Annotated in this window: 14 protein-coding genes; 6 read left to right on the forward strand and 8 right to left on the reverse strand. The window is 72.5% G+C overall.

The genetic code is table 11. From position 1 onward, the window contains the following. Positions 1–267: 267 nt before the first annotated feature. Positions 268–681 carry a hypothetical protein gene (locus SPRI_RS14420; RefSeq protein ID WP_182327750.1) on the reverse strand — a complete coding sequence of 138 codons (414 nt, stop codon included), beginning with the start codon at positions 679–681 and terminating at the stop codon, positions 268–270. 107 nt (positions 682–788) lie between these two features. Here SPRI_RS14420 and SPRI_RS14425 point away from each other — a divergent pair, with 107 nt between their 5' ends. After that, on the forward strand, positions 789–1,076 hold the full coding sequence (locus SPRI_RS14425) for an LPXTG cell wall anchor domain-containing protein (RefSeq protein ID WP_005312888.1): 288 nt from the start codon (positions 789–791) through the stop codon (positions 1,074–1,076). A 66-nt stretch (positions 1,077–1,142) separates the two neighbouring features. Here the strand turns inward: SPRI_RS14425 and hutH are convergent, their stop codons facing one another. The 5 genes from hutH to SPRI_RS14450 form a co-directional block, all read right to left on the reverse strand. Further along, positions 1,143–2,684, reverse strand: coding sequence for a histidine ammonia-lyase (hutH, locus tag SPRI_RS14430; RefSeq protein WP_005312890.1), 1,542 nt, complete (start codon positions 2,682–2,684; stop codon positions 1,143–1,145). 92 nt (positions 2,685–2,776) lie between these two features. Continuing rightward, entirely contained in the window at positions 2,777–3,976 is a 1,200-nt protein-coding gene (locus SPRI_RS14435; RefSeq protein WP_037773894.1) for a sensor domain-containing diguanylate cyclase, read from the reverse strand. Positions 3,977–4,059: 83 nt separating this feature from the next. Then, a complete protein-coding gene (locus SPRI_RS14440) occupies positions 4,060–4,860 on the reverse strand; it encodes an enoyl-CoA hydratase/isomerase family protein (RefSeq protein WP_005312894.1) in 801 nt (266 codons plus the stop codon). A 385-nt stretch (positions 4,861–5,245) separates the two neighbouring features. Further along, complete coding sequence (locus tag SPRI_RS14445; protein WP_053556990.1) at positions 5,246–6,457, reverse strand: adenylate/guanylate cyclase domain-containing protein; 1,212 nt, start codon at positions 6,455–6,457, stop codon at positions 5,246–5,248. Positions 6,458–6,599: 142 nt separating this feature from the next. Then, complete coding sequence (locus SPRI_RS14450) at positions 6,600–7,457, reverse strand: biotin--[acetyl-CoA-carboxylase] ligase (RefSeq protein WP_037773896.1); 858 nt, start codon at positions 7,455–7,457, stop codon at positions 6,600–6,602. A 148-nt stretch (positions 7,458–7,605) separates the two neighbouring features. Between SPRI_RS14450 and SPRI_RS14455 the strand changes: the two genes are divergently transcribed. Further along, entirely contained in the window at positions 7,606–9,210 is a 1,605-nt protein-coding gene (locus SPRI_RS14455; RefSeq protein ID WP_005312901.1) for an acyl-CoA carboxylase subunit beta, read from the forward strand. Positions 9,211–9,241: 31 nt separating this feature from the next. Further along, positions 9,242–9,448, forward strand: coding sequence for an acyl-CoA carboxylase epsilon subunit (locus tag SPRI_RS14460; protein ID WP_037773897.1), 207 nt, complete (start codon positions 9,242–9,244; stop codon positions 9,446–9,448). Between the two features lie 54 nt (positions 9,449–9,502). Here the strand turns inward: SPRI_RS14460 and SPRI_RS14465 are convergent, their stop codons facing one another. Then, positions 9,503–10,639: an SGNH/GDSL hydrolase family protein gene (locus SPRI_RS14465; RefSeq protein ID WP_053556991.1), complete on the reverse strand. Its 1,137-nt coding sequence runs from the start codon at positions 10,637–10,639 to the stop codon at positions 9,503–9,505. Between the two features lie 75 nt (positions 10,640–10,714). On the opposite strand from SPRI_RS14465, the gene SPRI_RS14470 reads away from it, so the two are divergent. The 3 genes from SPRI_RS14470 (at position 10,715) to SPRI_RS14475 (ending at position 12,261) form a co-directional block, all read left to right on the forward strand. Beyond that, positions 10,715–11,335 carry a TetR/AcrR family transcriptional regulator gene (locus SPRI_RS14470; RefSeq protein ID WP_037773899.1) on the forward strand — a complete coding sequence of 207 codons (621 nt, stop codon included), beginning with the start codon at positions 10,715–10,717 and terminating at the stop codon, positions 11,333–11,335. A 48-nt stretch (positions 11,336–11,383) separates the two neighbouring features. Continuing rightward, positions 11,384–11,512: a morphogenic membrane protein MmpB gene (mmpB, locus tag SPRI_RS39745; protein WP_259372230.1), complete on the forward strand. Its 129-nt coding sequence runs from the start codon at positions 11,384–11,386 to the stop codon at positions 11,510–11,512. Between the two features lie 131 nt (positions 11,513–11,643). Then, positions 11,644–12,261 carry a Maf family protein gene (locus SPRI_RS14475; RefSeq protein WP_005312907.1) on the forward strand — a complete coding sequence of 206 codons (618 nt, stop codon included), beginning with the start codon at positions 11,644–11,646 and terminating at the stop codon, positions 12,259–12,261. 12 nt (positions 12,262–12,273) lie between these two features. Here the strand turns inward: SPRI_RS14475 and SPRI_RS14480 are convergent, their stop codons facing one another. After that, positions 12,274–12,687: a hypothetical protein gene (locus SPRI_RS14480; protein ID WP_050791718.1), complete on the reverse strand. Its 414-nt coding sequence runs from the start codon at positions 12,685–12,687 to the stop codon at positions 12,274–12,276. Positions 12,688–13,070 lie beyond the last annotated feature (383 nt).

Here is a 13,070-nt window from a genome sequence, read left to right on the forward strand (position 1 = left end):
TTTCAGGTCATCCGGTTCCACATCGGTGCACGATGTGGGGAACAACACCTCACCGGTGCTCCCGCCGGACACTCCTCCGCCGGGTGCACCTCCCACCGAACTGATCGACGCTGCATCCGCCTCATCGGTTGCACCGTTCCCGGTCCGGCTTCGTCATTCGATTGTCGCCCCCGCGCTCCGGCCCGGGAAGCCCGGGCGGGAGTACGGGAGGGCGCCTGCCCTCGCGGGCCGGGCCCGAAGCATGTAACAGGTCACTTCCCGGTCCCGTTACGGCCACCGGCCGGTGTCGTCGTCACCTTCACCCTCGGCGCCCCGGCCGTCCTCCAGCACCGGGTAACCGTCCGGGCCCGCTTCGTAACCATCGATTTCGTCCTCGTCCATGTCGAGCTCCCAGTCGGCGGAGTCCGGGTCGTAATCGATCTGCTCGCAGCTCCACGACGCCTGGGCCAGCTCGATCCCGGGCACCTCGCTGACCAGGTCGAAGGGGTCCACCAGGTACGCGAGGGCCTCCGCCTCCTCCTCGCGCACCGCGGACTGGGCGTGTGTCCGCTCGTCGTCGGGCATGAACTCGTCGGCGGCGATCCGCTCCAGCGCCGCCCCGGTCAGTGCCCCGGAGTCGTCGACCTCGATCACCAATTCCACTCGCAGGCGCACATAGCGTGATGTCTCAGAGGTGGTCATACGACGGAGGGTATGGCCCTTCGGGCCGCGGCTTTCCCACGACCCGCTGCTTTCACTAGCATCGCCCCACCGGCCAATTCGAGGATGCCTCAAGGGGGATCGACTTCGTGTCCGTCGCACGTCGACCGCTGCTCACCGCCACAGCCGCAGGGACCCTGCTGTGTGCGCTGTGGTTCGTCCCTTCGGCGAACGCCACCGCCGAGAGACAGGCCGCGCAGGAGTCCGGCGGCTCCCGTTCCGGGGCTGCGGCCGGGGCGGCCGGCGAGGAGCTCCTGCTGGCGCAGACGGGCAGCGTGGACACCACTCCGTACGTGATCGGGGGCACCCTGTCCCTGGGCATCGGGGCGGGCTTCGTCGCGTACTCGATGCGCCGGCGTCACCCCGGCACCGCCTGACCCGCCACCCACGCGACGAGGCCGCCCCCACCGGTACGGCGGGGGCGGCCTCGGTGTCGCTGGAGGTCAGGCGAGCGGACCGGTGACCTTCTCCACGGCGGCGACGAGCCGTCCGTCCCGTACGAACGCGTCCGCCGCGGCCAGGTCCGGGGCGAGGAACCGGTCCGGGCCGGGGCCCTCGACCCCCGCCGCGCGCAGCGCCTCGATGGCGGCCCGCGAGGCCGGGGCCGGGGTGAGGTGGCGGCGCAGCTCTATGGCGCGGGTCGCCGCGTACAGCTCGACGGCGATGACGCGCGTCAGGTTGTCGACGGCGGTGCGCAGCTTGCGGGCGGCCGACCAGCCCATGGAGACGTGGTCCTCCTGCATGGCGGAGGACGGGATGGAGTCGGCGGAGGCGGGGACGGCGAGCCGCTTCAGCTCGCTGACCAGCGCGGCCTGCGTGTACTGGGCGATCATCAGGCCCGAGTCGACACCGGCGTCGTCGGCGAGGAACGGCGGCAGACCGTGGCTGCGGTTCTTGTCGAGGAGCCGGTCGGTGCGGCGCTCGGCGATGGAGCCGAGGTCGGCGGCGGCGATGGCCAGGAAGTCCAGGACGTAGGCGACGGGCGCGCCGTGGAAGTTGCCGTTGGACTCGACGCGGCCGTCGGGCAGGACCACCGGGTTGTCGACGGCGGAGGCGAGCTCGCGGTCGGCGACCAGGCGGGCGTGCGCCATGGTGTCCCGGCCGGCGCCGGCGACCTGCGGGGCGCAGCGGACCGAGTACGCGTCCTGGACGCGGGGGGCCTCCTCCTCCTGGAAGTGGCCGGTGAGGCCCGAGCCCTCGAGGACGGCGAGCATGTTGGCGGCGGCGGCGCCCTGGCCCGGGTGGGGGCGGATGGCGTGCAGCTCGGGGGCGAGGACCTTCTCGGTGCCGAGCAGTGCCTCGAGCGTCAGGGCTGCGGTGATGTCGGCCGACTTGTAGAGGCGGTCGAGGTCGGCGAGTGCCATGACCAGCATGCCGAGCATGCCGTCGGTGCCGTTCAGGAGGGCGAGGCCCTCCTTCTCACGGAGCTCGACGGGCGCGATGCCGTGCTCCGCGAGCAGTTCGCCGGCGGGGCGTACGGAGCCGTCGGGGCCCTCGGCGTCGCCTTCGCCCATGAGGGCCAGGGCGCAGTGGGACAGCGGCGCGAGGTCGCCCGAGCAGCCGAGGGAGCCGTACTCGTGGACCACGGGCGTGATGCCCGCGTTCAGCACGTCGGCCATGGTCCGGGCGACCTCTGGGCGTACGCCGGTGCGGCCGGAGCAGACGGTCTTCAGGCGCAGGAACATCAGCGCGCGCACGACCTCGCGCTCGACGCGCGGGCCCATGCCCGCGGCGTGCGAGCGGACGATGTTGCGCTGCAACTGGGCACGCAACTCGGGACTGATGTGGCGGGTGGCGAGGGCGCCGAATCCGGTGGAGACGCCGTAGACGGGCTCGGGCTTGGCGGCCAGCGCGTCCACGATCCCGCGGGCGGCGGCGAGGGCCGCGACGGCCTCGTCGGAGAGCTCGATCCGGGCGCCGTGGCGGGCCACGGCGATGACGTCATCGGCGGTGGTACCGGACGTCCCCACCACGACTGTTTGCATATCCATATTCAGCAGCGTACGGATTGAATCCAAACCTGTCACCACCGGTGGGCGGTCCGGCCCCTTACAAGCTGGTCACGGCCTGCGGGCCGTCACGGCTCGCTCCACGGCTCGTCGTCCTCCTCCACTTCCGGACGGGCGTCCCGGAAACGGCGGCGGTCCTGAGCGGACCGGGGCGGCGAGTCCGCCAGCCGCATCACCGTGCCGTCCCGCCCGGCGACCACCGGATTCGGGGAGCGTGCGGCCTTGGCCCGGTACTGCGCCGCGTCCGCCAGCCGGAAGAGCCGCCGGGCCGACCGCACCTCACCGATCGGGTCACCGGTCGACGCGACGCCGCACGCGACGCCCTCCCCGAGCTCCAGCTCCTTCGCCCGTACGCACAGGTCCTCGGACACGCCGACCACCTCGTCGGCGCTCGGCCCCACCGTGACCAGGCAGAACTCGTCGCCGCCGAGCCGGGCCGCCAGGGTGCCCGGCAGCATCGCCCCGCACAGGGACAGGACGGAGCCGAACCGTTCCAGCAGCCGGTCACCGACCGCGTGCCCCTGGGTGTCGTTCACCCGCTTGAGCCCGTTGACGTCGCACACCACCAGACTGACCACGGAGCCGTCCGCCCGGTGCTGCTCGAGCGCCTCGTCGAGCCGGGTGTCGACCGCGCGGCGGTTGGCGAGGCCGGTGAGCGGGTCGGTGAACGCGAGCCTGCGGACCTCCTCCAGCCGCTCCGTCTGCGCGATGCCCGCGGCCACGACCGACGCCAGGACGGTCGCGAAGTCGGCGTCCTCCCTGTCGAACACGGGCGCCGCTTCCGGCCTGGCCACGTACAGCTCGCCCCACGCCATGCCGTGCAGCACGATCGGCGCGACGACGCAGCAGCCCCGGCCGCGCCGGCGCAGCGCCGCCACCCGCTGATGGCAGTAGCCGTGCCCGGGCGTCACGGGACCCTGCGCCGTCTCCACCCACGCTCCCCCACAGCGCTCCGCGCGTGGATGGGACCCCCACTCGCCGCCGCCCGCCCAGCGTTCGTGCAGGAACTCGGTGATCTCGGGGAAACGGTTCACCGGGTAGGTCTCCGACTCCGGGAACTCCTCCTCGTCCGGCGCGCGTTCGCCCGCGTTGACCAGCACCCTCAGCCGCCCGCGCTCGCGCTCCCACATGGACAGGGCCGCGAACGACCCGGAGAGCGCGCCGCACGCACCGAGGGCCGCCGCCCGCCAGGACTCACGCGGGGTCGTGGCCGCGGCCATCGCCTGCGCCAGCGCCACCACGGCTCGCAACCGCCCATCCACAGCCATCCACCCAGCTTAGGGAGGTTTCGGACGATTTGATCAGATCTGGTGACCCGGTACGTGGAGCGGCCGGGCGACCGGCACCCCGCTCACTCGCCGGGCCACTGCGGCTTCCGCTTCTCGTTGAAGGCCGCGACACCCTCCGCGCGGTCCCCGGAGAACGCGGTCGCCCGCCACGCCGCGTCCTCGACCTCGAGCCCGGCGCGCAGGTCGAGCCCCTGACCGAGCCGCATGGCCTTCTTCGCGTTGCGCAACCCGACCGGGGAGTTCACCGCGATACGGGCGGCAAGCGCGAGCGCCTCGGCGCGGGCGTCCTCCGCGAGGATGTCGACGAGCCCCAACTCCCGCGCCTCGGCGGCCTCGACGCGCCGCGCCGTGAAGACGAGCTCGGCGGCGCGGGCGGCCCCCACGCGGCGGGGCAGCAGTTGCGTACCGCCCCCACCGGGGATGACGCCCACAGACACCTCGGGCAGCCCCACGAGCGCGGTCGCGTCGGCGACGATCACGTCGCAGGACAGCGCCAGCTCGAAGCCACCGCCGAGCGCGAACCCGTGCACGGCGGCGACGGTCGGCATCGGCAGCTCCAGCACACCGGTGTACGCACGCCGGGCCGTGGGCCGCTGGCGCACCAGGTCGGCGTCGGAGAAGGAGTTGCGCTCCTTCAGGTCGGCGCCCACGCAGAAGGCACGCTCACTGCTCGACGCGACGACGGTCACCCGCACGTCCCGGTCCGCCGCGAGCGCGTCGCAGGCCTCCCCGATGGAGCGGGCCATCTCGGTGGACACCGCGTTCATGGCCTTGGGGCGATCGAGGACGAGCTCGGCGACGTGGCCCTGCTCATGCCTGCGTACGACGACGAACTCCCCGAACCGCTGCTCGGACTCGGACATGGGGCACCCTCCCGGTTAACGATGGTTCACCGGGATCATAGGGGCGCGCTCGCCGCGACCGCTGCGGGTGGCTCGTTCCCCACCCCGCCCCTCCCCGAGCCGGGGCAGCCCCCGGACCCCGTACCGCGCTCCGCGAGGTGTCCTCGAACGCCGGACGGGCTGAAAACGCCGCCGACCGGCATCCGGCCCCGCCGGTTTTCGAAATGCGGCGGCTGCCTTCGACCCCGCCAGAGCTCAAGGCGCGGGGGCGATGTCCGGCCCCGCCGGCATTCGAGGCGCGGGGGCGCCAGGGTGTGCAGGCAGGGGGTGCGGGGGGCGGGCGGGGGGCCGGTGCAGGGGTCGCCGCCGGGCCCGTAGGGGGCGACGGGCAGGGCGCGGCAACTTGTCAGGACGGCCGGCGCGAGAGCAGCCACGGCTCCACCACGCCCAGGCCTCGCACCGGCCGCTGCCACATCGGCTGGAGCGCGAAGCGGTACGTGGGGACCTCGCGGCCCTCCTTCTCCGCCTTGACCGCTTCTTCCGCCGCCTCCGCCTCGGAGGCCGGCGCGTCCCCAGTCCTGATCACTTCCTCGGCGAACGCCCCGTCGACCAGTACGGCGTCCTTCGGGGCTATCGACGTCAGCCGGCTCGCCAGGTTCACCGTCGTGCCGAAGACGTCGCCCATGCGCGTGGTGACCGTGCCGAAGGCGATGCCGACCCGGAGCGCCGGCATCGACTCGTCGTCCGTCATCGTCTCGATGAGCCGCAGGGCGATCTCGGCCGCCGTGCCGGCGTCGTCCGCCGCGTACAGCACCTCGTCGCCGAGGGTCTTGATGAGCCTGCCGCTGTGGGCGGCGACCAGGTCCGCGCACGTGGTCTCGAAGGATTCGACGAGCTCGCCGAGTTCCTCCTCCTCCAGGCGGCGGGTCAGCCGGGTGAAGCCGACCAGGTCGGCGAAGCCGACGGCGAGACGGCGGTCGACCATCTCCTCGTCGTCCGCTGCCTGCACGACGCGGCCGGTCGCCGCCGCCAGCTGCCGTCGCCAGACGTAGACGAGGAATTCCTCGAGCTCGGGCAGCAGCAGCTCGACCAGCGGATAGGTCACTTCGGTGCGGGTCATGCCGGGCTCCGGCGGCTCGGTGAGCCCTTCCAGGAAGGAGTCGATCTGCCAGTCGGCCAGCCGGGCGGTGGTCTGTCCGGTGGAACGGGCGACCTGGACCGCCATCGGCTCGCTGAGCAGGCCGGCCTCGACGAGGCCGGCGAGCCGGCGCAGGGCGAGCACGTCCGCCTCGGTCAGGGCCTTGGCCTGTCCGATGTCGGCGAAGCCCATGGCCCGCCAGAAGCGGGCGGCGAGCTCCATGGAGACTCCGGCGGTGCGGGCCGCCTGGAAGGCGGTGTAGCGGCGCTCGGCGCCGAGGATCAGCTGTTCCAGCCGTATCGCCAGCGGGTCGTCCGACGGCTCCGCCGTGTGGTCGACCTCGTGGTGGGGCTTCGGGTGCACCGACCCGGAGGACCCGGACCCGGATCCCGAGGACCCCGATGAGGAGGCGGACGCGCCGGAAGAGCCGTCCGACGGCGGCTGCGCGCCCGCGCCGGAAGTGGTGTCGTCGACGGTCACCAGCCGCCTCCTGCCCGTTCCCTGCGCAATGCCCTGCCGATCTGTCGCGCGATCGCCTCAACGATACGGCAGGTGTGCCCCAGCTCACGTCCCGGCGGCCGAGGAGGTTCGTCCGCGGCCGCGGGGGACGGTGCGGCGGGCGTCAGCGCGCCGGCCGCAGGTGCACGATGTCGCCCGCGCTCACCGAGTGCCGCTCGCCGTCCGCCGTGGCCAGGACCAGCCTGCCGTCGCCGTCCAGGGCGACCGCCTCGCCGGTCAGGTCCGTGCCGCCGGGCAGCTCCGCGCGCACTTCGCGGCCGAGGGTGGCGCAGCCCGCCGCGTAGGCCTCCTGGAGCCCGCAGGCGGCCGGGTCGCCGCCGGCGGTGCGCCAGGCGGTGTACCACTTCTCGAGGGAGCGCAGTACGGCCCGCAGCAGGGGGTCACGGTCGGTGGACACCGCGTCGGCGAGGACCAGGGAACCGGAGGTGGGGACGGGCAGCTCGTCGGCGTGGAGGGAGACGTTGATGCCGAGGCCGAGCACCACGCCGTCGTCCCCGGCGCGTTCCGCGAGGATGCCGCCCGCCTTGCGTTCCTCTCCGCCTACGACGACCAGCAGGTCATTGGGCCATTTGAGGGACATGTCCGTGCCCGCGGCCCGCGCAAGGGCCGTCGCGGCGGCGACACCGGCGAGCAGCGGCAGCCACCCCCAGCGCGTCACGGGCACGTCGTCGCCGGGCCGCAGGAGTACGGAGAAGAAGAGGCCGGAGCGGGCGGGGGCGGTCCAGGTGCGGTCCAGCCGGCCCCGTCCCGCGGTCTGCTCCTCCGCGACGAGCACCGCCCCTTCCGGCAGGGAGGCGGCCCGTGCGGCCAGGTCGGAGTTGGTGGAACCGGTGGACGCCACCACGTCCAGGGAGGTCCACAGACCGCCCGGCACGACGACGGCGCGGCGCAGGACGGAGGCGTTCAGAGGGGGCCGCTCGAGGTCGGACCAGCGGCTCTCGGGCGCATTGGGAGGCGTCATGCAAGCCAGGTTAGGTGTGGCCAACGCCGCACTGCCGAACGGTATCCGCGCCGATACGCTACGAGTCAGTAGCAACCGATCGTTAACACGCCCCGGTAAGCCAGTCCCCGTAAGCCGTCCCCGTGACCAGCCAGGGAGCCGCATCCCGATGTCCGAGCCGGAAATCGCCCTCTCGCAGAATCCAAGCAGCCACACCACCGCGGGAAAGATCGCGGATCTTCAGCGCCGTATCGAAGAGGCGACGCATGCCGGCTCCGCTCGCGCGGTGGAAAAGCAGCATGCGAAGGGCAAGTTGACCGCCCGGGAGCGGATCGAGCTGCTGCTGGACGAGGACTCGTTCGTGGAGCTCGACGAGTTCGCCCGCCACCGCTCGACCAACTTCGGGCTGGAGAAGACACGGCCGTACGGGGACGGTGTCGTCACCGGTTACGGCACGGTCGACGGCCGCCCCGTCGCGGTCTTCTCGCAGGACTTCACCGTCTTCGGCGGTGCTCTCGGCGAGGTGTTCGGACAGAAGATCATCAAGGTGATGGACTTCGCGCTGAAGACCGGCTGCCCGGTCATCGGCATCAACGACTCCGGCGGCGCCCGCATCCAGGAGGGTGTCAGCGCGCTGGGCATGTACGGCGAGATCTTCCGCCGCAACACCCACGCCTCCGGCGTCATCCCCCAGATCTCGCTGGTCGTCGGCCCCTGCGCCGGCGGCGCGGTCTACTCGCCGGCGATCACCGACTTCACGGTGATGGTCGACCAGACCTCGCACATGTTCATCACCGGCCCCGACGTCATCAAGACCGTCACCGGCGAGGACGTCGGCTTCGAGGAGCTGGGCGGCGCCCGTACCCACAACACCACCTCCGGTGTCGCGCACCACATGTCGGGCAACGAAAAGGACGCGATCGAGTACGTCAAGTCCCTTCTGTCGTACCTGCCGTCCAACAACCTGTCCGAGCCGCCGTCCTTCCCGGAGGAGGCGGACACCGCGGTCAGCGAGGAGGACCGCGAGCTGGACACGCTCATCCCCGACTCGGCGAACCAGCCGTACGACATCCGCACCGTGATCGAGCACGTCCTCGACGAGGGCGAGTTCCTGGAGACCCAGGCGCTGTTCGCGCCGAACATCGTCACCGGCTTCGGCCGGGTCGAGGGCTTCCCGGTCGGCATCGTCGCCAACCAGCCGATGCAGTTCGCCGGCTGCCTGGACATCAACGCCTCCGAGAAGGCCGCGCGATTCGTGCGCACCTGCGACGCGTTCAACGTGCCCGTGCTGACCTTCGTCGACGTGCCCGGCTTCCTGCCCGGCGTGGACCAGGAGTACGGCGGCATCATCCGCCGCGGCGCCAAGCTGATCTACGCGTACGCGGAGGCCACGGTCCCGCTGATCACCGTCATCACCCGTAAGGCGTTCGGCGGCGCGTACGACGTCATGGGCTCCAAGCACCTGGGCGCCGACCTCAACCTGGCGTGGCCCACCGCCCAGATCGCCGTCATGGGCGCGCAGGGCGCGGTGAACATCCTGCACCGCCGCACCATCGCCGCCGAGGCCCCGGAGCACCAGGAGGCCACCCGCGCCCGGCTGATCCAGGAGTACGAGGACGCCCTGCTCAACCCGTACACGGCCGCAGAACGCGGCTACATCGACGCCGTGATCATGCCGTCCGAGACCCGGGCACAGATCGTCAAGGGCCTGCGCCAGCTGCGCACCAAGCGGGAAAGTCTGCCGCCCAAGAAGCACGGGAACATCCCCCTGTAGGGGCTCCGAGGCACGAGGAAGGGACGCGACGATGATCAGGGTCGTACGAGGAAACCCGACTCCCGAGGAGCTGGCCGCCGCACTCGCGGTGGTCCAGGCCCGCGCCGCGGCGAGCGCCGGAGCCGCGGCCGGGGAACCCCGGACGCCGGAGGGCTGGTCGGATCCGGCGCGCATCGCCCGCAGCAGCCGGCCGCTGCCCGGCCCGCGGGCGTGGGCCCGCAGCTACTGGCCCGTGTGACAGCGCTGTGAGCGGAGGAGGCCGGGCCCTGTGCGGGCCCGGCCTCCTCGCTGTTCACAGCACGTCGGCCAGCAGCTCGGCCATGACCTGATAGCCCTTGTCGCCGGGGTGGAGGTGGTCGCCGAAGTCGTAGGCGGGGTGCAGACGCGCCGGGTCCGCGGGGTCGGCGAGGGCCCGGTCGAAGTCGACGACGGCGTCGTACTCGCCACCCGTGCGGATCCAGTGGTTGACCTCGGGGACGACGCGCGCCGAGTGCGTGCCCCAGTGGTCGGACCCGGCCAGCGGCAGCAGCGTCGCGCCGACGATCCGCACGCCCGCGGCGCGTGCCTGCCGGATCAGCTCCCGGTGGCCCGCGACGACCTCCGCGGAGCCGACGACCGGAGCGGGCTTGTAGGTCGGCTCGTCGGGGGCCTCGCTGAAGCCGATGTCGTTGAGTCCTTCGAGGACGACGACGGTGGAGACGCCGGGCTGCGAGAGGGCGTCGCGGCGGAACCGCGCGGTTCCCCTCTCCCCGTACCAGGCCGAGTCGTTGAGCAGGAGGTTGCCGCCGATGCCGGCGTTGAGGACGGGCCGGCCGGTGAGTTCGGCGAGCGCGTCGGACCAGCGGCGGTCCGCTCCGGGCGTCGACCCGAAGCCGTCCGTGACGGAGTCCCCGAACAGGACGATCCCGTCCGTGCGTCCGGCGGCGACCTCCACACCGGCCAGGTGGTACCAGGACGCGGTGACGTCGGTGAACGCCGCTCCGGACAGGTCGGCACGGCGGTCACCGCCGGCCCGGTAGGAGTCCGTCCACGCCTGCGAGTGGAACGTCACGGGGCCGGTCGTGCCGGCGAAGTACAGCGTGACCGTCACGGAGCCGAGCCGCTCGACGGCCAGGTCCGCCGGGTCGCTGCGCAGTTCGGCCCGCGCGGGAACCACGGCGGACCGCGCCCCGCCGAAGGTGAGCTCCCGGACGGACCCCTCCTCGATCGCGGCGCCGCCGGCGGAGCGGGCGACGGTGGCCCCGGTCAGGTGCAGCGGGGACGTGCCGTAGGCGTTGGAGAGCCGTATGCGCAGGCGCTCGCCGCCCGCTGTGACGCGCACGATCTGGCGGACGGTCCCGTCCGAGAAGCCTTCCTGGGACCAGTTCGGGGTGAAGCCGGTGCTGGGCATCTGGGGAGAGGCGGCCCAGGCCGCGGTCCATTCGCTCATGACGTACCCCTTCCGCCACTAATGGGCGGTGAGTTCCATTAGGATGGGAGCACGCTAACAGAGTTCTCGTCGCTAATGGAACAGGAGACCCGTTTGGACGCCACACCGGGTACGGTCCGCCCCGGCGGCCGCACCGCGAAAGTCCGTGCCGCCGTGCTCGCCGCCACCCAGGAAGCACTGGTCGACGGCGGGTTCCACGCCCTGACGCCGGACCGGGTCGCGGCAGTCGCGGGAGTCGGCAAGACCACCGTCTACCGGCGCTGGCGGTCGTCGGCCGGGCTGGTCGCGGACCTGCTGCGCGACATGGCCGAGCAGTCCCTGCCCGCCGCGGACACCGGATCGCTGGAAGGGGACCTGCGCGCCAACGCGGCGCTCGTACGGGACACCCTCACCGACCCGCGCATGGGGCCGGTCTTCGCCGCCGTCATCGCGGCCGCCGCGTGCGACGAGGAGTGCGCAAAGGCCCTCCACGGCTTCTACGCGACCCGGCTCGCCGAGTGGACCCCGGCGGTCGAACGCGGCCTCTCCCGCGGGGAGATCCCGGCCGGCACCGACCCGCTGGACGTCCTGCGGGCCGTCTCCGCACCCCTGTACTACCGCTTCGCCGTCAGTCGCGAGCCCCTGACGGCCGACGTCGCACAGCGAGCGGCGGCGGCGGCGCTGGCCGCCGCGCGGGCGGGTGCGTTCGTGGTTTGAGTACGCATACTCAGGCGCGAGGCCACCCGCACCAGCACCATCGAAGGCATGCTGTGGTCCGACCCGGAGAACGAACCGCCCAAGGAACTCCGCGACATGCAGACGATGCTGCGTCGCGCGGGGCTGGTGCTGGCGCTGGCGATGGTGGTGGCGATGTTCGCGGCGGGCCTGCGGTGAGCAAGGCCTGACAAAAGCGCGCGCCGCCTGTCCCGCTGCGGCCCGGGGGCCGCACCCCGGAGCCGGGACGGGCCCAGGGCCCCGGCCGGACTCCGCCCAGCACCCCCGCGCCGCCGCCTACGATGGCCCCCATGACCAGCCCGTCACCCCACCGCACCCGTCTTGTCCTCGCCTCCGCCTCCCCCGCACGGCTGAATCTGCTGCGGCAGGCCGGCCTCGCGCCGGACGTGATCGTCAGCGGCGTCGACGAGGACGCACTCACCGCGCCCACCCCCGCCGAGCTCGCGCTCGTGCTGGCCGAGGCGAAGGCCGCGGCCGTCGCCGCCCGGCCGGAGGCCGCCGGGGCGCTGCTGATCGGGTGCGACTCGGTCCTGGAGCTCGACGGCGAGGCGCTCGGCAAGCCCGCCGACGCCGAGGAGGCGACCGCCCGCTGGAAGGCGATGCGCGGCAGGGCGGGCGTCCTTCGGACAGGGCACTGCGTGATCGACACGGTGACCGGCCGCCGCGCTTCCGCGACCGCGTCGACGACGGTGCGCTTCGGCGAGCCGACGGACGCCGAGATCGCCGCCTACGTCGCGAGCGGCGAACCGCTGTACGTCGCGGGGGCGTTCACGCTGGACGGCCGCTCGGCCCCGTTCATCGACAGCATCGAGGGAGACCCGGGCAACGTCATCGGACTGTCGCTGCCGTTGCTCCGCCGGCTCCTGGCGGAGCTGGGCTTCTCGATCACGGATCTCTGGACCGCCTGAGCCGACGACGGGTCAGGCGGGCGCCGGGCCGCTGACGGGCGCCGCCTGGTCGTCGCCCTCGGCAGGCCCGGCCGGGGACCGGTCGTTGCCGTACACGATCAGGGACGCGACCAGCAGGCCGAGCACCACCATCAGGAACACGAAGGCGCTCCAGCCGACCAGGCCCACCGCCACCGCGCCGAGCACCCCGTGCACGACGGCAAGGGTGATGAGGGCGATGCGGGCGAAGCGGCCGGGCGCCCGGTCGCGTATGCCCGCCACGAGGAGCAGCACGCCGCACAGGGCGAGGAAGAGGCCGGACCCTATCCCCAGCCCCCACGTCGCGGTGACCATCACGTCCGGGTCCATGCCGTCCAGCGACATTCGCTGGGCCCCGACGAACGTGGCCATGACACCGTTGAGCACCACGATGCCGACGGCCTCCATCAGCAGGACAAGCGCAGCCACCACGGCCACCGGTCTGCGCACCACGGCGCCCCCAACCCTCTGTGTACCGGAAGTACGTACGACAGCCGCGAGGCTACTGACCGGTAAACGCGGGGACAAGGGTTGCGGCACGCTCGGTCCCCAGGCAAAGAATCGTTGGGCCATTCGTAGGGACTCCACAAAGAAACGTGTCGCGCCGCTGCCGCCACAGACAGAGACCTTGACCACACCAGAGGGCTACTGTGCTCGGGAGGAACCCGTCGTACCGTGGTGCGACAAGGGATTTCGCGATCGAGCGAGCCTCGAATCACGCTCCGTGTGGGCAAGCTCACCATTGGGGACGGGTCGAAAGGCCGTGTCGGCAGTCCCTAAACTCAGCTTGT

It is taken from the genome of Streptomyces pristinaespiralis (assembly GCF_001278075.1).
In the GTDB taxonomy this organism is placed as follows: domain Bacteria; phylum Actinomycetota; class Actinomycetes; order Streptomycetales; family Streptomycetaceae; genus Streptomyces; species Streptomyces pristinaespiralis.